This is a genomic window from Streptomyces sp. NPDC002817 (assembly GCF_053592055.1).
In genome coordinates this window covers 1-19479 of record NZ_JBSFUY010000022.1, presented here as the reverse complement: position 1 = coordinate 19479, position 19479 = coordinate 1, and the positions used below count along the sequence as shown (strand labels likewise).

Sequence of the window (19479 nt, the reverse complement as noted above, 5' to 3'; positions counted from 1 at the left end):
GGTGGCCGACGGGAGAGCTCCGGCTTCGTGACGAAAGGGGAACGCGTGTGCCCGGCCGGTGTCGGCGGAGGCCCCACCGGTCATCGCCCGGTGGGGCCTTCCGTCTCCACGGGGAGCGGTCAGCGCTCCGACTGCGGCCGGAAGCGGCGGTACAGGGCGACTCCGCCCAGCATCAGCGCGGCGCTGCCCACGACGGCGGGGAGGGTCCGGTCCGCTCCCGTGTGGGCGAGCGAGGCCCCGGGCTGCCCCGGCCCGGGCTGGTCGGCCTGCGGACCCGGGTGCGGCTTCGGAGGGGCGGCTTCCGGCTCGGGTGCCGGCTTCACCGGGGTCTCGGCGGGCCGGCCGCCGGAGGTGTTGACGGACTCGTTGCCGGCGGCCGCGTTGCCGACTCCGACCACGCTCACACCGTTCCCGCTGACGTTCACCGGGAGGTGGACCGGAAGCTGGACACCGTTGCCGGAGACCACCCCCGGCGAATCCTTTCCGCTGCTCTGCGCGGCGGCGCCCGCGGGCGCCGGGCCGTCCTCGCCGCCCTCGTTCGCACAGGTGTTGCCCGCGGCGGGGTTCAGGAGCCCCACCACGTTCACCGTGTTGCCGCAGACGTTCACCGGGACATGCACCGGGAGCTGGATCGTATTGCCGGAGACGACCCCGGGCGAGCCGGCCGCCTCACCGTCCGCCGCGGAGTCGGCGTAAGCGGGCATCGCCACAGCCATCGCGCCGGACACGGCGGCGACGGCGATCACACCGTTTCGGGTAACCCGTTTCATAGGTTCCCTGCCTTCCAGAACATGGTTCGCGGGCACTCACCCGCATGGCATAAAACGCAGGCGAACCATCCGAGTTATGGCTTATCGGCCTTTCACCCCATCGAGCGTCACGGTTGTCGAACTGGTCGTAAAACCGTCGAATGCATGTGGAGGGGCGCAGGATAAGGCACTCCGCACCGGCCCGCCCGTCCGGAGGCGGCGCTTCCGGGGGCCGCCTATCGTGATCGAGGGCGCCGTTCTCGCGGTCCGCAGCGGGCGCCACTGGAGGCATCGATGCTGGCCAAGCTGTCCACGCGGCGCTGCGTGATGACCGGAGCGGTCGGCCTCGCCCTGCTGGGCGTGGGTCTGCCGACGGCGACCACCCACCGCGACGGGCCCGACCTTTCACGGTTCTACGACCAGAAGGTCAGGTGGTCGAAGTGCGAGGGTATGGAGGCGCCCAAGGATCTCCGGTGCGGCAAGGTCACGGTCCCCCTCAACTACGCCAAGCCCGCGTCGGGAACGCTCCAACTGGCCCTGGCCCGCTATCGGGCCACCGGGAAGTCGAGAGGTTCGGTGCTGCTGAACTTCGGCGGCCCCGGTGGCGCCGGGGTGAGTGAACTCGCCGCGAGCGGCAACGAGTTCATGGGTCTGGCCAAGGGGTACGACGTCGTGTCCTTCGATCCGCGCGGCGTCGGCCGGTCCTCGCCGGTCAGCTGCGGAGACGGCACCGACGAGGCGCTCGCGGCGGCCGAGGGAGGCGACGACCCGCGGGCGCTGCTGCGGCAGTTGAAGCGGGTCGCCGCCGCCTGTGCCGAGCACTCCGGCCCCGTCCTCCCGCACATCGGCACGGTCAACGCCTCCCGGGACATGGACGTGATGCGCGCGGCCCTCGGCGACAAGAAGCTCAACTACCTGGGCTTCTCCTACGGAACCCGGCTCGGCGCGGTCTACGCCGCTCAATTCCCCAAGAAGGTAGGCCGGTTGGTGCTCGACGGTGTGGACACACTGACGGAGCCGCTCACCGAGCAGAGCAGGGTGGGTGCGGAGGGCCAGCAGACCGCGCTGGAGGACTTCGTCGACTGGTGCACCGAGGACATCGCCTGCCCCTTCGGCCAGGATCCGCGCAAGGCCCGGGAGCAGGTCGTGCGGCTCGTCGACTCGCTCGACCAGGATCCGCTGCCGTCCGACTGGGGCTACGACTTCACCGGCCAGGACCTCGTGGGCGCCATCAGCCAGGCCCTCTACAGCAGGGAACTGTGGCCCCTGCTGGAGCGGGCCCTCGCCCAGCTCGTCGAGGACGGGGACACCCGGGGCATCGAGGCGTTCGCGTCGGGCGGGATCTCACTCCCGGGCCGCGCGAGGAACGACGGCGATCTGGCCGACGAGGACGAGGTCCCGCCGGACAACCTGCCGGCGGCTCTGATGGCGATCAACTGCGCGGACGACCCCGACCGGCCCACCGCCGACGAGATCACCCGCGACCTGGGCCGACTGCGCGCCGAGTACGAGGACGCCTCCCCCGTCTTCGGCCGCTACCGTCTCACCGAGGTGCTGACGTGCTACGGCCGCCCCAAGGGCACCGACTTCATCCGCGACGAGGTCCGGGACGTCCACGCCCCGAAGATGCTCCTCGTCGGCACCCGCGGCGACCCGGCGACGCCGTACCGCTGGACCGTGGAGACGGCGAAGCGGCTCGGCGGCTCGGCGGTCGTGCTCGACAACAAGGGCGACGGCCACACCGGATACGGCTCCTCCAAGTGCGTCCAGCGCAAGGTCGACAGCTTCCTCCTGTACGGGACCTTGCCGCCCAGCGGCAGTTCCTGCGGTTCGGAGGAGGACGACCGGTGAAATCCGTCGCCGTCGCCTCCACCGTCGCCGATCTCCTCCTGGCCGCCCCGCCGAGCCGGGCCACCGTCTCCTCCCCCGTCTGCCCGGAGCGGGCGCTCGTTCTGCGGGCCTCGTCGACCGGTCCGGACGTGGTGCGCGTGAGCGTGACCCGGCACGGCGGGCGAACCTGCACGGTGGACCGGGCACCCCTCGTGACCTTCGAGAACCTCGACGGCTCCGCCCTCCCGGTGCCTCGGGGCACGACGGGGCGCTACCGCCTGGACCCGGGCGACACGCCTACGCGACTGTCCGCACCGTCGCCGACCCCGCCGATCCCGAGGCCCGCCGTGTGGACGCACTAGCCGTCGCCGCCGACCCGTCCCACTGGGGCCGCGCCTTCACGGCGGCCGAGCTCGGGGCGGGTGACGCGATCCGGGTCCGGGAGCCGGCGACGAGCCGGTGGCAACCCTCGGCAGCCGCCGCGGACAGGGCGCTGGGCATCGGGTGAACCCGAACGCCGTGCACCTTTCTCTGTCTCCCGTCGCCTGCGTTCCGCTCGTCCGGGACTCACTCCTCCCAGTGCGCGAGGCGGTTCATGGCGGCCGCGGTCTGCCCGAAGCCGTCGTCGCCGAGCAGGGCGCGCACTTCGGCGTTGAAGCGGTCGATCTCGGGCTGGGCCGCCTCCAGTGCCGTCTCCCCGGCTTCCGTCAACTCCAGCACCACGGCCCGGTGCTGCCTCGGGTGCGCCTGCCGCGAGAGCAGCCCCGCCGTGGTGAGGCGTCCGACGAGTCCGGTGACGGCGGACTCGCGCAGACCGAGGGTGTGTGCGAGCCCCTGCTGGGTGATGCCCGGCGCTTCCTGTACGGCGAACAGCGCACCGAGCTGTGCGGTGGTGACGCCGGCGACGGCGAGACAGCGCCGGTCCAGCGTGGTGCGCAGACGGTGTGCCGCCCGCTGCAGCAGGTAGTACAGACGCTGATCCGGCTCGACCATGGGCCGATCTTGACAGACGACACCGAGCCACGCCACCCTCACTTCACTAGTGAAGTGAGAGAGGGGCGGGCCTGACGATGGATCTGGAACTCGCGCAGAAGGTCCTCGCGGAGCAGCCCTTCAGCAGACTGCTGGGCGCCCGCGTGACGGCGTTCGGGGACGGCGAGGCGACCCTCGAACTGGACATCAGGCAGGAGTTGCTCCAGCAGTACGGCTTCGTCCACGGCGGAGTGGTCTCCTATGCGGCCGACAACACGCTGACGCTCGCCGCGGCCACCGTGGTGGGGCCGGGCCTGATCACCTCCGGCTTCACCATCGACTATCTGCGCCCGGCGACGGGCGAGATCCTGCGCGCGCACGCCCAGGTGGTGCGGGCCGGCCGCACCCGTGTCGTGAGCCGCTGCGACGTGAGCACCGTCGACGCCGACGGACGGCAGACGCTGTGCGCGGTGGCCCAGGGGAACATCGCGGTGATCGACTCGAAGAGCTAGGTCAGAACTCCACCGGGTCCCGCACGATCGGGCACGTCATGCAGTGCCCGCCACCGCGCCCGCGCCCCAACTCGGCGCCGACGATGGTGATGACCTCGATGCCGGCCTTGCGCAGCAGGGTGTTGGTCTGGGTGTTGCGGTCGTAGGTGAAGACCACGCCGGGCTCCAGCGCGACCGCGTTGTTGCCGCTGTCCCACTGCTGCCGTTCGGAGGCGTACACATCTCCCCCGGTCTCCACGACCCGCAGGCCCGGCAGCCCGAGCGCCTTGGCCACGACGTCCACGAAGGGCGTCGAGCCCTCGTCGACGAGTTCGATGCCGGGCGCCTTGTCGCTGGGCCGCAGGGAGAACGTGTGGACGCCGTTCATGATGGTCGGGTACAGGGTGACCAGATCGCGGTCGGCGAAGGTGAAGACCGTGTCGAGGTGCATCGCGGAACGCAGCTTCGGCATACCGGCGACGATGACGTGCTCGGCGGCACCGTTCTCGAACAGGGCGGCGGCCACCTGGGTGATGGCCTGGCGTGAGGTGCGCTCGCTCATGCCCATGAGGACGACGCCGTTGCCGACGGGCATGATGTCGCCGCCCTCGAACGTCGCCTGCCCCCAGTCGAGTTCGGGGTCGCCCCACCAGACGGTGGCACCCGCGAAGTCGGGATGGAAGCTGTAGACCGCCTTCATCAGCAGGGTCTCGTCGTGCCGGGCGGGCCAGTACAGCGGGTTGAGCGTGAGCCCGCCGTAGAGCCAGCACGTGGTGTCCCTGGTGTAGAGGGTGTTGGGCAGCGGGGGCATCAGGTACTCGCGCACGCCGGTCGACTCGCGGGCCAGCTCGAGGTAGGGAGTGCGGTGGTCCTCGGGCAGGTCGGTGGTGGCCAGGCCGCCGATCAAGTACTTGGCGAGGCGGTCGGGTTCGAGGGACTCCAGGTAGGCGCGCGTGGTGTCGACGAGGCCGAGGCCGACCCCGTTGGCGACGATCTTCCGGTCCAGGAGCCAGTCCCGGGCGCCGGGGACCGCCATGGTCTGGGCGAGCAGATCGTGCAACTCGACCACGTCGACGTCGCGTTCGCGCAGCTTGTTGACGAAGTCGGCGTGGTCTCGCTGGGCGTTCTCCACCCACATGACGTCGTCGAAGAGCAGGTCGTCGGAGTTGGTGGGGGTGAGCCTGCGGTGGGCTAGCCCGGGGGCGCAGACCAGCACCTTGCGCAGTCTGCCGACCTCGGAGTGGACGCCGTAGGCGGGACGGGTGTCTTGACTGGTCACGGTGGGGCACCTTTCCGGACGACTGGGAGGTCAGAGGCTGATCCAGCCCAGGGCCAGCGCGACGATCCCGAGGATCGCGCCGGCGACCGAGACGGCGAGGATGACGTACTCGCGCGGCGAGAACGGCTGTCTGCCCTGCTCCCTGCGTGCCATCACGAACAGCACGGTGGCGGGGGCGTAGATGATGAAGGAGACGAGGACGAACTTCAGGCCGGCCGCGTAGATGAGGAACGCGGTGTAGATCGTGGCGAGGGCCGCGATCGCCAGCTGCCCCCGTTGCCCGCCCCATCCGATCTTCACCGCGAAGGCGGCCGCCAGCAGGAACGGGATCAGCGTCAGCGCACTGGTCAGATCGAGGGCGAAGTTGAACGCGTCGTCCGAGAACAGCGTGATGACGAGGAAGATCTGACTGAGCAGCGTGGACATCACGAGGGCGGGCACAGGCACATCGGCCGCCGTCGCGCGCTTCAGGAACCGCGGCATGTCGTCGTCCTTGGCGGCCACGTACAGCACCTCGGCGGCCATCAGGGTCCAGGCGAGATAGGCACCGAGGACGGAGACGATCAGGCCCACACTGACGAAGACCTGGCCCCAGGTGCCGACGGCGTGCTCCAGAACCTCCGCCATGGAGGGCTGGCGCAGTTCGGCGATCTCCTCCATCGGCATCAGCCCGTACGACACGATCGTCACCGACGCGAAGACCGCGAAGACGCTGAGGAAGCCGAGGATCGTGGCCCGGCCGACGTCCGCACGGCGTTTGGCGTGCCGGGAGTAGACGCTGGCGCCCTCGACGCCGAGGAAAACGAAGACGGTGGCCAGCATCGTGCCCTTGACCTGGCTGAACAGCGAACCGGCGTAGTCGGCGCCGCCGAAGTTGTCGGCGAACACACTCGGCTCGAGACAGAAGAGCGCGAGGATGACGAAGACGATGATCGGCACGACCTTGGCGACCGTGACGATCCGGTTGATCACCGCCGCCTCCTTCACGCCCCGGCTGATGAGCGCGAAGAACAGCCACAGCCCCACGGAGGAGAGCACCACCGCGAGCACGGTGTCGCCGTCGCCGAGCGCGGGCGCGACCGCACCGACCGTCGACATGATCAGCACCCAGTACGTCACGTTGCCGACGCAGGCGCTCGCCCAGTAGCCGAACGCCGAGAAGAAGCCGAGGTATTCGCCGAAGCCCGCCTTGGCGTAGGCGTACACGCCCGCGTCGAGGTCGGGTCTGCGCACCGCGAGCGTCTGGAAGACGAAGGCCAGCATCAGCATGCCGGTACCGGCCACGGCCCACGCGATCAGGGCACCGGCGACACCGGTCTCCTGCGCGAACCGGCGGGGCAGGGAGAAGACACCGGCGCCGACCATCGAGCCGACCACCATGGTGGTGAGCGTCGGCAGGGAGAGTTTCGCGGCGGGGGGAGCCTGGGGCTGTGTGTCGGCCTGGGTCATGTGCGTCCTACGACGGTGAGGGCACCACCGTCGTACGCGGCACAGGGCCGTCCCTCGATGGTGCGGAGAACGTCATCCGGCGACTCGAGCGACGCTAGCAGCGAATTGACTTGAATGCCCGACTTGATTGCCCCTAATGCCCTATCCGGCAATCAGTCCTATCGTGCTGATATGGAGCACGCACTCAGTCCCACGACCCTCACAGAGCTGCGGCGCCCGCGCCCCTATCCGGCCGTGTCCGTGCTGACGCCGACACATCGCCGGGAGCCCGAGAACACCCAGGACCCGGTCCGGCTGCGCAATGTCGTGGCCGAGGCCAAGAAGCAGTTGGAGGCCGATCCCGCGGTCAGCCGGGAGCGGCGCGCTGACGTCGAACGACAGCTCGACCAGGCCCTCTCCGAGGTCGACCTGGCCCATGCCGAGGACGGCCTGGTGATCTTCGCCGCTCCGGGCGAGCACCAGGTGTGGTCGCTGGCCCGCGCCGTACCCGAACGCGTGGTCCTCTCGGACACCTTCCTGACCCGCAATCTCGTCTCCGCGCAGGCCTCCGAGCGCCCGTTCTGGGTGCTCTCGGTCTCCGCCGACCAGGTCACGCTGTGGAACGGCGGCACGGACCGGGTCACCGAGCACCGCACCGGCGGTTTCCCGTTGACCAGGAGCCGGGAGAACTTCGACGCCGAGCGCCAGGAGCGGATCGGCGATCTGCCGAGCACCTTCCGCGACGAGGGCACCCGGCACTTCCTACGGGATGCCGACACCGCGATGGGCAGACTCCTGCGGGAGGACCCGCGGCCGCTCTACATCACGGGTGAGACCGCGGCGCTGTCGGCACTGGACGAGGTCGGAAGCGCCACCAAGGACGCCGTCCACGTCCCGCACGGCGGCCTCGCGCACGGCACCCCGGACGCGGTGTGGCAGACCGTACGACCTCTGCAGGAGGCCGAGACCCGCAAGAACACCGCTGCCGTGGCTCGTGAGCTGGAGACGGCGCGCGGTCGCCGGGCCTTCGCGGCAGGCGTCGACGAGGTGTGGCGGAGCGCCCGGGAGGGCCGCGTACGCCTGCTGGCCGTCGAGGAGAACTACCGGGTGACCGTCCGCGACGAGGGCGGCGACCACCTGATCCCCGCCATGAGCGGCGATCTCGACGCCCGCGAGGACATCGTGGACGAGATCGTCGAGCAGTGCCTGGAGACCGGCGCCGACGTCCGCTTCGTACCGGACGGCACGCTGGGCGACGCGAGCGGCATCGCGGGAGTTCTGCGGTACTGACACCGGAGCGCCCTCAGACATTTCCGAAGAGGGCGCTCAGGCCGCGGTCCACCTCCGCGCTCACGTCCTCCTGACCGGCCGGGACCACCGCGTACGTCCGCAGCAGGAAGCGGCGCAGCGCCGAGGTGTCGAACTGCAGCAGGGCCAGCCCGTACGGCGAGTGGAGCTCCACGACCGTACGGGCACGGCCGCACGGCCACAGGTGCACGTCCCCGCCGCCCGCCGGGCCGCGCAGCCCTGCCTCCAGGAGGGAGCGGGCGAAGGTCCAGCTGACCACCTCACCGTCGAGCGCGACCTCGGGCGGGAAGTCGAGGTGCACCGCGAGCGGGTCCGCGGAGGTGTAGCGGAGCGTCGTGGGGACGGGCAGTTCCTGCTCGTCGGCGGTGATCAGGCATCCGTGGGCGGGCTGCTCGAGGTCGATGTCCATGGTCGGTCTCCACTGCCGGTCGGAGGTCGGCCGAATGTGCCGATGTCTGTACGACCTCGCAGGTGCCGTTTGCATTACGCCGAAGCCCGAATCAATTGATGTGACCTGCGTCACTCACCAAGCGGTCCGGGCCGTTCCTCGCCCACCGAACCCACCGTCGAGCCCACTGCGTGCGAGCCCTGGCGCGACCCGATCCACGCCTGCTACACCTCATAGAACACGGAGCCGTCGAACACACAAATGAATGCCGACCCGGAGGCCCGGACGGTCCGTCAACTCACGTACTCTGACTACGACTTGCCCCATCGGGCGACGTACGCCAATCACACGGGGAAACCTCTCCGTGAAGACTGTGGCATATGCCAGAAGCACCACCGTATCGTGTGTTGCCGAATCCCTTACAGGGCGTCGCGGGCTGTGCCACAGTCGTAACGGTCCCTCCGTCAGCCTTGGTCGTATCTCCCCGCATCGGAGCGCGTCATGCCGTCCCATCTCTCTGCGGACCGCCCAGCCGCCCAGCCGCCGGGCGGCGGCTCGGTCGACGCGCTCATATCGCAGACGCGACGGCTCAAGGGCGACGTGGACGCCGTACGACGGGACGCCCAGGACGACGGATCGGACCCGCAGGGACGCTGGCAGCGCGCGCTGTACGACCTGGCGCTGCACCAACTCAACGACCTCGACGAGCACTTGGCGCAGCTGCGGGAGGGCCCACCCGCGCCCGCAGTCATCGAGCCGGCACCCGCCACCCCTGCCGCGCCGACCGCTCCCCGGCGCGACTCCCTGCTCAGCAGGGTCGGCAGCGCGGAGTGGAACCTGCTGACGGACGAGGCCAGTTGGTCCGGCGAGCTCTACCAGATCCTGGGCCGCGACCCGGCCGCTCCCCCGCTCACCCTCGACGAACTGCCGTCCCTGGTGCTCGACGACGACCGGCCGAAGCTGACGTCGATGGTGACGGACTGCCTCGTCGACGCCAAGCCCATCGACGGGGAGTTCCGCGTCCTGCGCCCGGACGGTGCCGTGCGCACCGTGCACATGATGGGCGAGCCCGTGCTCGACGCCGACGGCAGCACCGCGTCCATGTGGGCCGTGCTGCGGGACGTCAGCGAACTGCGCCGCAGCCAACGGGTGGTGAGCGAGACCCGTGACTCGCTGCAGCACCACCAGCACCGCGCGCAGACCGAGCACCGGCTCGCGGTCGAGCTGCAGGAGGCTGTGCTACCGCCGTGGCGCGGCTCCCTGCGGCTCCCGCAACGCAGCCCCGCGACCCTCGATCTGGCGGCGCACTATCTGCCGTCCTCGACGAGCGCGTTGATCGGTGGCGACTGGTACGACGCACTCGAACTCGCCGACGGCGACATGCTGCTCAGCGTCGGCGACCTCACCGGTCACGGCGTCGCCGTGACCTCGGGCATGGCGACCCTGCTGGGTGCCGTGCGCGGCATGGCCATGGCGGGCACCCAGCCGGGACAACTGCTGTCCTGGCTCAACCAGTTACTCGACGCCACCGTGCAACCCGCACTCGGCAGCGCCATCTGCTGCCGCTACCGGCCCGAGACCCGCACACTCGCCTGGGCACAGGCCGGACACCCCGCCCCGCTGCTGTTCCGCGACGGGACGGGGCGCAGGCTGAGCGCACCGGACGGCGTCCTGCTCGGCGCGACCTCGGGTGCCTCCTACGAGCAGGCCGAAGAGCCCCTCGAAGCCGGCGACCTGATCCTGCTGCACACCGACGGGCTGTTGCCCGGGCACGACAGCACGGCGGCCGTGAACCTTCTCCTCGACCTGGCCCCGCGCTTCGACGAGGCGCGCACCGCACAGGACTGTGCACGGATGGTCGTGGAGGAGTTCGGCGAGACCGAGCGCGAGGACGACGCCTGCGTGCTCATCGCCAAGGTGACCGGCTGAGATCGACAGCCTGAGAATTGAGGGCTTCAGCGCACAAACCCCCTATGCCCGTGCGCTGTTGCCGCCCTTGGCCGTCCTCGGCAGGGCCAGCTTGATCTCCTCCCTCAGCTCGTGGATCTTCGGATAGCTGGAGTACTCGGCGGTCAGCCGGTACATCTGGCGCAGCCGGTCCCAGGTGCGGTGCGAGGAGTTGGATCCCATCGACACCAGGGCCAGCCGGGCGTACCGGTCCGCCTGTTCCGGGTCGTCCGCGATGAAGCAGGCCGAGGCCATCGACAGGAAGTCGAAGATCTTCGACCGCTGCCGCCCGTCGACCCGCAGGGCCAGGGCCTTCTCCGCGTAGTGCTGCGCGTGTACGGCCGCGGTCGGCTCGTGCTCCGCCAGCGTGCGGTAGGCCAGGGCCTGCATGCCGTACAGATCCTCCTCCCTGAAGGTCTGCATCCAGCTCGGCGGTGGCACGTCGCCCTGGTCCGAGACGAAGAGGTCCTCCGCCTGTCCGAGGGTGCGGCGCATCGCCTGCCCCTTGCCCATCGACGCCTGCGCCCAGGCCTCGATGGTGTAGAGCATCGCCCTGGTGCGCGGCAGCACCTGTTCTCCGGAGCCGGACTGGGCGAGCGTCATCAGGTCGAGTGCGTCGTCGGGCCGGCCCAGGTGCACCATCTGGCGAGCCGCTCGGGAGAGCGCCTCCCCGGCGCGGGGCCGGTCGCCGCCCTCACGGGCCGCATGGGCGGCGATGACGAAGTACTTCTGGGCCGTGGGCTCCAGGCCGACGTCATGCGACATCCAGCCCGCGAGGACGGCGAGGTTGGCGGCGACGCCCCACAGGCGCCGCTGCAGATGTTCGGGGTGTCGGTAGGCGAGCATGCCGCCCACCTCGTTGAGTTGGCCTACGACCGCCTTGCGCTGCAGCCCGCCGCCGCGAGCCGCGTCCCACGCCCGGAACACCTCGACGGAACGCTCCAGTTCCTCGATCTCCTGCGATCCGATGGGGGCGGCCTCGTAGCGGTCGAACCCAGCGGGGTCGGCGTGCAGGGGATCGTCGAACCTGGGAGCGTCGGCCGTCAGGGCCGGATCGGAGTGCAGCCAGTCGTGCATGGCGCTGCTGAGTGCGGATCCTGCGGTGAGCGCGACGCCCGCACCCACCAAGCCGCGTCGGTTGAGCATGAGGTCCATTCCCGTGAATTCGGTGAGGACCGCCGCGGTCCGCTCGGGCGCCCACGGCACACCGTCGGGATGTTCCACACTCCCGGCGTCCTGCCGTTTCCCCGCGCGCCCGTGCCGGACCAGACCGAGGTCCTCGATGGTCACGACACGGCCGAGACGCTCGGTGAACAGGGCAGCCAACACACGGGGCACCGGATCGCGCGGGATCTCTCCCGTGTCGATCCAACGCCGCACCCGTGAGGTGTCGGTCGACAGCTGGGGGTGGCCCATGGCCGCCGCCTGCCGGTTGACCAGCCTCGCGAGTTCACCCTTGGACCAGCCGGCCAGGCCGAACAGGTCCGAAAGTCGGGTGTTGGGTTGTCCGCTCACATCAAGCCCCCAGGTTCTCGGCTGAGTTGACAGTAGCCCGGTGGGAGGTGCCGAGCGACTATTCGCCAGGGTTCGCCAGGGTGCGCCAGATGGTGTGCCACTGGGCGATGGGTGTCAGGTAGGAACGCGCCACCCCGACCCGGCCGCTGCCATATGACGGGAGCATTCCCCAGGGTGCACCTCGGGCGGTCGGGCCGGGTAGCGCACAGCGCAGACATGCACTGCAGGCACACGAAGGGATCTGTTTCTCCCATGTACGCAGCATCGTCCTCCGTGTCCGCCCCGCCCCGGCCCCTGCACCCCCGCCCGGCGGGCAGCGGCCCCTACCTCGACCCCGCTCGCCCGGCGGCCCCCGTGCTCGGTGCCGGCAGGACGCGGCGCGCTCCGGGGCTCGGCACCCAACCGCTCAGCGGGAGACTCGACTTGTCCGGCCCTCAGGGCGCGCAGCTGCGTACGGCGATCGCGTCGGTGCACCGGATCTGTCCGGAGTTCGCTCCGGTCCAGGTGCTGCGCCGCAGCGGCCGCTCCGTCCTCCTGGTGGGGACGACCGGGCGCAGTACGGCCGTAGCGAAGTGTTTACTGGACCACTCCCCCGCGTGGGCCGAGCGGATCCGCCACGAGATAGCGGCATACCGCTCGTTCGTCCGGCATCGCCCGCCCGTGCGGGTGCCCCGGTTGATCGCTGCGGACCCGGACAACTGCACCCTGGTGATCGAGCGGATGCCCGGACGGGTGGCGGCTCTGCACCGGCACCCGGCGGAGGCCCCGCCGCGAGCGGACATCCGGGCGGCGCTCGGCGCGATCTGCCGGCTGAACGCCTGGCGGCCGCCGGCGGGCACCTTCGACGCTCCGCTGGACTACGCGGCCCGTATCTCCCGCTACCACGAGCTGGGGCTGCTCACCGACCGCGACATGGGTGACCTGCAGAAACTGCTGCACGGCATCGCGGCGACCGCGGGCCGGCACGGCATGGGACAGTTCTGCCACGGCGACGCACTGCTCTCGAACATCCTTCTGTCACCGGCCGGTCCAGTGCTGGTGGACTGGGAGCACGCGGGCTGGTATCTGCCGGGGTACGACCTGGCGACGCTGTGGTCGGTGCTCGGGGACGCGCCGGTGGCCCGTCGTCAGATCAGCCAGATCGCGCAGTCGGCGGGCCCGGCCTCGCGCGACGCGTTCCTGGTGAACCTGATGCTCGTACTGACCCGTGAGATCCGTACCTATGAAACGGCCGTGCAGCGTTCGATGCACGACACGACCCCGGCGGCACCAGGAGTGGCCCACCCAGGTGCTGCGCCGTCCGGCGAGGAGCAGCGCCTACTGCTGAGGCGGCTGCACGACGACTGCCAGCTGGCCCGACGGGCCGTACGCGCGGCGGTCGGCACTCGCTGACGGGGACGCAGGTCCGCGGTGCGCCTGAGACAGCGACGCACCGCGGATCTTCGTATGTCCGCCCTCGCACGGCCCCTCGCAAACGGCCCATTGGTGTAAGCCACTGACGCCCCGCAGGCCCGAAAGGTGCCGCCACGAAACTCCCGGGACCCCCGGTTGACAAGGGAATTCTCCTTGCCCTGGGCATGATTGACGGATCGTCGGCCAGCCGGTACCACTGACGCACGCCCGGCCCCGCACGGCTCATCGCGACCGACCGTCCCAGGAGGCTGCAATGCGAGGATCCGACCCGACCAGCGCCTCCGGGCACAGACATACGCGAGCCGCCGTCGGCGCGGTCGCCACCGCGGCACTGCTGCTGCCCCTGCTCGGCGCGACCCCCTCCGGCGCACAGACCTCGGCGAACAGCCTCCAGCTGGCGTTCGCCTCGGCGGCCGCCAGATACGAGGTCCCGCAGAGCGTCCTCCTCGGCGTCTCCTACCTTCAGTCCCGCTGGGACGCGCACGCCGGCGCGCCGAGTGTGACCGGCGGCTACGGCCCGATGCACCTGACCGACGCCCGGACCGCGCTCGCCGAGGCCCCGCACCACAGCGAGGGCACGGAGGACGCGCGCGGCGACAGCGCCCGGGCGGCCCTGCTGCCCGAGACGGAGGTGCCGGCACCGACCGAGTTCCCGGCCCGGCTCACGACGTTGCCGAAGGCGGCGGAACTGACCGGACTGAGCGCCGAGGAGCTGCGGACCGATCCCGTGGCGAACATCGCCGGCGGCGCCGCACTCCTGGCGCACACGCAGAAGGACCTGGGCGAACCGCTCAGCGAGGACCCGGCGGACTGGTACGCGGCGGTGGCCCGCTTCTCGGGCGCCGACGACACCGCGACGGCGGCGGCGTACGCCAATGACGTGTACGGCGTGATCCGCACCGGCGAGGAACGCGCCACGGACGCCGGTCAGCTGGTCGCCCTGGCGGCCCAGCCGGACGTCGCCCCCGACACCTCCGGCATGCAGCGGGCCGGTCTCCGGACGTTCGACACCGGGGACACGGAGTGCCCGAAGTCGGTGTCCTGCGAGTGGATCCCGGCGCCGTACGAGGAGTTCGGCGACAACGACTACGGCAACCACGACCTGGGCGACCGGCCGAAGTCACAGAGCATCAAGTACATCGTCGTCCACGACACCGAAGGCGCCTGGGAAGGCGTCCTCAACCTCGTCCAGGACCCCACCTACGTCTCCTGGCAGTACACACTGCGCTCCACCGACGGCCATATCGCCCAGCATGTGAAGGCCGAGGACGTGGCCTGGCACGCAGGCAACTGGTACGTCAACGCCAAGTCGATCGGTCTGGAGCACGAGGGCTTCCTGGCCGATCCGGACGCCTGGTACACGGAGGCGATGTACCGCTCCTCGGCGCGACTGGTGAAGTACCTCGCCAAGAAGTACGACATCCCGCTGGACCGGCAGCACATCCTCGGCCACGACAATGTGCCGGGCCCGACCACGGCCACCGTCGGCGGCATGCACACCGACCCCGGGCCGTTCTGGGACTGGCGGCACTACTTCGAGCTGCTCGGCCACCCTTTCAAGGCCACCGGCGGCAAGGACGCCGGGCTGGTGACGATCCGCCCCGACTACACGACCAACCAGCCGGAGTACACGGGCTGCGTCGCCAAGGGCGAGCCGTGCGCGGCGCACGGCTCCAGCGAGGTGCGGCTGTACTCCGGGCCGGGCAAGAGCTACCCCCTGATCAAGGACATCGGTCTGGGCACGGTGCCGGGCACCGGGGTGAACGACATCTCCTCGCGGGTCTCCACCGGTCAGCAGTACGCGGTCGCCGGGCGCGACGGCAACTGGACCGCGATCTGGTACCTGGGTCAGAAGGCCTGGTTCGAGAACCCGAAGAAGGACCCGACGGCGGTGAGCACGAAGGGCCAAGTGGTGACGCCGAAGGCCGACGTGGAGAGCGTCCCGGTGTACGGGCGCGCGTACCCCGAGGCCTCCGCGTACCCGACGGGAGTGCCCGCACAGGCGGTGTCGCCGCTGCCGTACAAACTGCCCAAGGGCCAGAAGTACGTGGTCGGCGACAAGGTGCCGGGTGAGTACTACTACGCGGTCACGTTCACCACGGACTCGCACCGGGTCGTGGTCGGCAAGGATCTCTACTACGAGATCCAGTTCGGTCACCGGGTGGCGTTCGTGCGGGCGGCGGACGTCGACGTGCAGGTCTCCCGGTAGGGGACGTCCGGCAGTTGGCGGTGCCACTCCTCGGGTGGGAGGCCGTCGCGGACCCGTCGGCAGACGGTGTCGGCGGCGGCCTCCGGTGTGATCTCGTACGTCTGCACGGGGGTGTGGTCCCCCGCGGCGTGCAGGAGAGTGCCGTCGGGGCTGAAGGCAAGGGCTCCGACGGTGTCGCCCGGGGTGGGCAGCGGTGATCCGATACGGCGACGGGAGGCGACGTCCCAGAGACGGAGCGTGCCCTCGTCGCCGACGACCGCCAGGGTGCGTCCGTCCGGGGAGAACGCCACCGCGGAGACGTACTGGTACGTGGTGGTGTCGGGGTCGGCGAGGACGCCGAGTCTGCCTTTCAGCCGGCCGTCCCAGAGCTCGACCCGGCCGGAACCCTCTCCGACCGCGAAGTGCCTGCCGTCCGGGCTGAAGGCCATGGCGGTCCCGCCGCCGGGGAGACCTGTCGAGGGCAGCCGTGTGCCGGCGGGCAGCCGGTAGGCCTCGCCGCCCGTGGTGACGACGAGATCGCCGTCGGGATGCAGGAGGGTGCCGCCGGACGTGCCGGGCAGGGTTGCGGTCGTCGTGCGGCGTCCGATGTCCCACACTCGGGTCTCGGCCGTGTCGGGGCCGGGTTCCTCGGTGAGCAGCAGGGAGCGGTCGTCCGGGCCGAAGGCGATGTGGGCGAGGGGTGCCGGGCCGAGTTCGCCGGGGGTCAGGGTCGTGGTGACCCGGCGGTCCTGGATGTCGTAGAGCCGGATGCGCTCCGGCGTCCGGGCGGTGACGTAGTGCGCCACCCCGTAGGCGAGCGTCTTGCCCGTCGAGTCGTAGGACAGGGTGACGGTGCAGTGGATGAGCGGTGTGTCGCCCTTGGGGATCTCGCACGGCATACGGCCGAGGTCGGCGAGATCGCGGCCCGTACGGGCGTCCAGGAGGCGGAAGCGGAGGTGCTTGCCGTCCGGCTCCGGCCGGACCGTGGCGAGGGTGGTGCCGTCCGGGCTGAACCGTTCCGCGGAGGTCCGGGTGGTGCTCCAGTCGGAGGTCGTCGCTCTGCCCAGGGTGACCGTGTGCACGGTGGGGCCCCACACTCCTTCGGCACCGCCGAGGTAGCGCAGGGTGTTCGTGTCGAGCCGGATCTCCTTGACGACCTCGCCGGAGAGCCGGTGGCGGAAGACCGGGAAGACGGGGGTGGCCAGGCGCCAGACCAGGATCTCGTCGCCGTCCGAGGCCGCCATGAAGGTGCCGTCCGCGCTGAACTGGGCCAGTTTGAGGCCGCTGTACTCCACGGCGGCGACCGGCCTGCCGGTGTCGATCCGCCAGGCGCGGAAGCCGCTGGTGTCGATGATCCCGAGCAGACGGCCGTCGGGGCTGAAGGTGATCTGTTCCTGGAGGCAGGTGCCCACGGAGACCTCGGGCAGCCAGGGGGCACTGATCCGGCGCTGTCGCCCGACGTCCCACAGCTGGAGGCGGCGGCCGGGCGCGCAGAGGGCGAGGTGACGGTCGTCGGGGCTCACCGTCGCGTCGGGCATGCCCTCGCCGGACAGCACCGCGGTACGGCGCTCGCGCTGCAACTGCTTGCGCACCGCTGTCAGGCGGGCCCAGGGGGTGCCACCCTCGCTGAGGGTCCCGGGGTTCTCGATCTCCAGCAGCTTGTGTCGGGACCGTGCGTCCCAGAGCTGGATACGCGTCCCGTCGTGGACGACGAGGGTGCGACCGCTGGGGCTCATCTCCACGCCGCCGTCGGCGTCGGTCAGGGGCGCTCCGGCGCGCCCGGTGGCGAGGTCGTGCACCGCGACCTCGGTGCCCTCGAAGACGGGGAGCCAGTCCGCGTCCGTCCGGGGGAAGCCCGCCCGCGTCATGGTGGCACCCAGGCCGGGCAGTCCGGCGGTGCGGCGGTCGTGGTCGACGTCCCAGCGGGTCACCCGGTCCGTGCCCAGGCTGAGCAGGGTGCGTCCGTCGGCGCTGAGCCTGCGCATGGTCTGCTTGCCGCGGTCCGGATCGGTGAAGACGTGCTGTTCGTGCTGGGCGGCGGCCGCGAGCAGCGCGGACCTGGTCTCCGGCAGGTCGGCGACCCGCCAGGCGGCGAGGCCGAGGCGCATCGACGTGACCGGGTCGGACATCCGCAGGCTCTCGGCCACGCCGGCGATCCGGCGGGCCTCGGCCTCGGTGTGGCGCTGCTCGCTCGACCGGTTCTGCTGCCAGGCGACGAGGCCCGCGACGAGGCTGAGCACCACCAGGACGGACAGCAGGGTGAACCGTGTCCGGGCCCGTCGTCGCTCACGGTGACGGGCACCGGTGCTCCAGTCAAGGAACTCCCGTTCCAGAGGGGTGAGTTCGGACTCACGTCTCGCGAAGTGTTCCTCGGCGCCGGCCAGCCGGACGCCCCGGTACAGGGAGTCCGGGTCGCGGTGGAGTGACGCCCAGGTGTGGGCGGCGTCGGTGAGGTGGCGTTGGGCGCGTAGGCGTTCGCGGTCCTCGTCGATCCAGGTGCGCAACCGGGGCCAGGCGGTGAGGAGTGCCTCGTGGGCCAGGTCGACGGTTCCGTCGTCGAGGGTGATCAGCCGTGCGCGGGCGAGGCGTTCGAGGACGAGGACGGTGTCGACGTCCTCCTTGACGGCGTCATCCCCGGCAGCGTCTCCCCCGACGGCTTCGGCACCGGCGGCCTCGTCGCCGACGGCCAGTTCGGCGCGGTCGGCCGGGCGCCGGGTGTCCGGGGTGCCCTGGCCCGGGGTGACCAGCCGGAGCAGAATACGGCGGGCGGTCACGGCCTGTGCGGGGGTGAGGCCCGCGTAGAGCTCCTCCGCGGTGTGGGCGATGGCTCCATGGATACCGCCGGCCGCTTCGTACGCCGCTTCCGTCAGGTTCCGTCCCCGGCGACGGCGCCAGGTCTCCAGCAGGGCGTGGGACATCAGCGGCAGGGCGCCCGGTTCGTCGGACACGTCGTCCAACAGGCGTGCGGTCAGCGTGCGTTCCACGACCAGGCCGCCGAGGGCGGCGGGCCGGACGATGGTCTCGCGCAGCTCGTCGGGGCCCATGGGGGCGACGAGCAGGGTGGCGTCCTGGGCGGCTTCGGCGAGGCGTGGGTGGCGGGTCAGGTGGCCGTAGAAGTCGGCGCGTACGGCGAGTACGACCCGCTGCCGGGAGCCGTCGAACAGCAGGTCCAGGAAGCGGGCGCGTTCGTCCGGGTCCGTGCAGAGGGTGAAGAGTTCCTCGAACTGATCGACCAGGACGACGGACCCCGATGCCAGGGCGTCGGCGTGGGTGCGTGCGGGGTACGGGCCGGGCGCGAGGACATGGACACGGGGCCCCTTCGGAAGCCGGGGGACGAGCCCGGCGCGCAGGAGTGAGGACTTTCCACTGCCCGAGGGACCGACCAGGACGACGACGGGCTCGCGGCCCACCATCCCCACCAGCCGCTCGACGAGTCGGTCGCGGCCGAAGAACCGCTGGTGGTCTCCGGCCTCGAACCGGGCCAGACCCAGGTACGGGGCCTGGCCGGGGTCGTCCAGGGCACGCCGGTCCGCCGTCTCCTCCTCGGCCGCCCGGTGCCAGCGCCGCTCCCACTCGTCCGGGTCGCCGCCGCACGCGGCGACATAGGCGAGGGTGACCTGTAAGGACGGGAGGCGGTCGCCTGCCGCGGCCTGGGCGAGCGTGGCGGTGGAGTAGTGGGCCCGCGCGGCCATGGCGCGATAGGTGAGGCCGTCGGCCTCCTGCCGCAACTTCCGCAGCTCGTAGGCGAATCGGGCGACGGCACCCGCGGTCGGGTCAAGCGGTCGCTCACGTCGCCCCATGACACCCCCTCGACATCGCACGTTACGGAGCCGGGCCATGGCGGGGCAAGGCGGCGAGGCCTGCCTGTCCGGGTAATTGCAAGACCACGGAGTTAGAGCGGATCCCCGGTTGTCAACGGGATCGAGGGTTTTCGGGGAAGCCCAGGTCATGGCAACGGGGCTCCTGGTAGA

General features: G+C 70.9%; 15 protein-coding genes. 8 read left to right on the top strand and 7 right to left on the bottom strand.

Translation table 11 applies throughout. The annotated features are described in order from the left end of the window. Nucleotides 1–119 precede the first annotated feature (119 nt). Complete coding sequence (locus ACWD3I_RS32465; protein WP_451084242.1) at nt 120–770, bottom strand: chaplin family protein; 651 nt, start codon at nt 768–770, stop codon at nt 120–122. Between the two features lie 273 nt (nt 771–1043). On the opposite strand from ACWD3I_RS32465, the gene ACWD3I_RS32460 reads away from it, so the two are divergent. The 3 genes from ACWD3I_RS32460 to ACWD3I_RS32450 are packed head-to-tail and all read left to right on the top strand — an operon-like array spanning nt 1044 to nt 3087. Further along, nucleotides 1044–2600 (top strand): alpha/beta hydrolase, encoded by a 1557-nt coding sequence (locus ACWD3I_RS32460; RefSeq protein WP_451084241.1) that lies wholly within the window; start codon nt 1044–1046, stop codon nt 2598–2600. Further along, a complete protein-coding gene (locus tag ACWD3I_RS32455) occupies nt 2597–2941 on the top strand; it encodes a DUF4232 domain-containing protein (protein WP_365413248.1) in 345 nt (114 codons plus the stop codon). Before ACWD3I_RS32460 ends, ACWD3I_RS32455 begins: the two co-directional genes overlap by 4 nt. Beyond that, nucleotides 2929–3087: a hypothetical protein gene (locus ACWD3I_RS32450; protein WP_365413246.1), complete on the top strand. Its 159-nt coding sequence runs from the start codon at nt 2929–2931 to the stop codon at nt 3085–3087. Before ACWD3I_RS32455 ends, ACWD3I_RS32450 begins: the two co-directional genes overlap by 13 nt. A gap of 59 nt (nt 3088–3146) precedes the next feature. Here ACWD3I_RS32450 and ACWD3I_RS32445 read toward each other — a convergent pair whose 3' ends face one another. After that, a complete protein-coding gene (locus tag ACWD3I_RS32445) occupies nt 3147–3572 on the bottom strand; it encodes a MarR family winged helix-turn-helix transcriptional regulator (protein ID WP_365413244.1) in 426 nt (141 codons plus the stop codon). A gap of 77 nt (nt 3573–3649) precedes the next feature. Here ACWD3I_RS32445 and ACWD3I_RS32440 point away from each other — a divergent pair, with 77 nt between their 5' ends. Next, the gene (locus ACWD3I_RS32440) at nt 3650–4063 is read left to right on the top strand and encodes a PaaI family thioesterase (RefSeq protein WP_365413242.1); all 414 of its coding nucleotides are present in this window, start codon (nt 3650–3652) and stop codon (nt 4061–4063) included. 1 nt (nt 4064) lies between these two features. On the opposite strand, the gene ACWD3I_RS32435 is transcribed toward ACWD3I_RS32440, so the two are convergent. Both ACWD3I_RS32435 and ACWD3I_RS32430 read right to left on the bottom strand, forming a co-directional pair. Next, nucleotides 4065–5321, bottom strand: coding sequence for an arginine deiminase (locus ACWD3I_RS32435; protein WP_365413240.1), 1257 nt, complete (start codon nt 5319–5321; stop codon nt 4065–4067). 30 nt (nt 5322–5351) lie between these two features. Continuing rightward, nucleotides 5352–6770: a basic amino acid/polyamine antiporter gene (locus ACWD3I_RS32430; RefSeq protein WP_365413238.1), complete on the bottom strand. Its 1419-nt coding sequence runs from the start codon at nt 6768–6770 to the stop codon at nt 5352–5354. A 171-nt stretch (nt 6771–6941) separates the two neighbouring features. Between ACWD3I_RS32430 and ACWD3I_RS32425 the strand changes: the two genes are divergently transcribed. Beyond that, nucleotides 6942–8039, top strand: a complete 1098-nt coding sequence (locus ACWD3I_RS32425; RefSeq protein ID WP_365413236.1) for a baeRF3 domain-containing protein — start codon at nt 6942–6944, stop codon at nt 8037–8039. 13 nt (nt 8040–8052) lie between these two features. Here ACWD3I_RS32425 and ACWD3I_RS32420 read toward each other — a convergent pair whose 3' ends face one another. Continuing rightward, nucleotides 8053–8466 (bottom strand): SsgA family sporulation/cell division regulator, encoded by a 414-nt coding sequence (locus ACWD3I_RS32420; RefSeq protein ID WP_365413234.1) that lies wholly within the window; start codon nt 8464–8466, stop codon nt 8053–8055. A gap of 480 nt (nt 8467–8946) precedes the next feature. On the opposite strand from ACWD3I_RS32420, the gene ACWD3I_RS32415 reads away from it, so the two are divergent. Beyond that, nucleotides 8947–10374: a PP2C family protein-serine/threonine phosphatase gene (locus ACWD3I_RS32415; protein WP_365413232.1), complete on the top strand. Its 1428-nt coding sequence runs from the start codon at nt 8947–8949 to the stop codon at nt 10372–10374. A 42-nt stretch (nt 10375–10416) separates the two neighbouring features. Here the strand turns inward: ACWD3I_RS32415 and ACWD3I_RS32410 are convergent, their stop codons facing one another. Next, entirely contained in the window at nt 10417–11907 is a 1491-nt protein-coding gene (locus ACWD3I_RS32410) for a DNA-binding protein NsdB (protein ID WP_365413230.1), read from the bottom strand. Between the two features lie 252 nt (nt 11908–12159). Between ACWD3I_RS32410 and ACWD3I_RS32405 the strand changes: the two genes are divergently transcribed. After that, nucleotides 12160–13299: an aminoglycoside phosphotransferase family protein gene (locus tag ACWD3I_RS32405; RefSeq protein WP_451084240.1), complete on the top strand. Its 1140-nt coding sequence runs from the start codon at nt 12160–12162 to the stop codon at nt 13297–13299. Between the two features lie 274 nt (nt 13300–13573). Next, nucleotides 13574–15529 (top strand): N-acetylmuramoyl-L-alanine amidase, encoded by a 1956-nt coding sequence (locus ACWD3I_RS32400; protein WP_365413759.1) that lies wholly within the window; start codon nt 13574–13576, stop codon nt 15527–15529. Here ACWD3I_RS32400 and ACWD3I_RS32395 read toward each other — a convergent pair. Further along, on the bottom strand, nt 15475–19308 hold the full coding sequence (locus tag ACWD3I_RS32395) for an nSTAND1 domain-containing NTPase (RefSeq protein ID WP_365413761.1): 3834 nt from the start codon (nt 19306–19308) through the stop codon (nt 15475–15477). The genes ACWD3I_RS32400 and ACWD3I_RS32395 overlap by 55 nt on opposite strands. Nucleotides 19309–19479 lie beyond the last annotated feature (171 nt).

Bases quoted from the DNA above. Each gene is read 5' to 3' on its own strand.
- ACWD3I_RS32465 (WP_451084242.1), bottom strand. From the start codon at position 770: ATGAAACGGGTTACCCGAAACGGTGTGATCGCCGTCGCCGCCGTGTCC.
- ACWD3I_RS32460 (WP_451084241.1), top strand. From the start codon at position 1,044: ATGCTGGCCAAGCTGTCCACGCGGCGCTGCGTGATGACCGGAGCGGTC.
- ACWD3I_RS32445 (WP_365413244.1), bottom strand. From the start codon at position 3,572: ATGGTCGAGCCGGATCAGCGTCTGTACTACCTGCTGCAGCGGGCGGCA.
- ACWD3I_RS32440 (WP_365413242.1), top strand. From the start codon at position 3,650: ATGGATCTGGAACTCGCGCAGAAGGTCCTCGCGGAGCAGCCCTTCAGC.
- ACWD3I_RS32430 (WP_365413238.1), bottom strand. From the start codon at position 6,770: ATGACCCAGGCCGACACACAGCCCCAGGCTCCCCCCGCCGCGAAACTC.
- ACWD3I_RS32425 (WP_365413236.1), top strand. From the start codon at position 6,942: ATGGAGCACGCACTCAGTCCCACGACCCTCACAGAGCTGCGGCGCCCG.
- ACWD3I_RS32420 (WP_365413234.1), bottom strand. From the start codon at position 8,466: ATGGACATCGACCTCGAGCAGCCCGCCCACGGATGCCTGATCACCGCC.
- ACWD3I_RS32415 (WP_365413232.1), top strand. From the start codon at position 8,947: ATGCCGTCCCATCTCTCTGCGGACCGCCCAGCCGCCCAGCCGCCGGGC.
- ACWD3I_RS32405 (WP_451084240.1), top strand. From the start codon at position 12,160: ATGTACGCAGCATCGTCCTCCGTGTCCGCCCCGCCCCGGCCCCTGCAC.
- ACWD3I_RS32400 (WP_365413759.1), top strand. From the start codon at position 13,574: ATGCGAGGATCCGACCCGACCAGCGCCTCCGGGCACAGACATACGCGA.
- ACWD3I_RS32395 (WP_365413761.1), bottom strand. From the start codon at position 19,308: ATGGGGCGACGTGAGCGACCGCTTGACCCGACCGCGGGTGCCGTCGCC.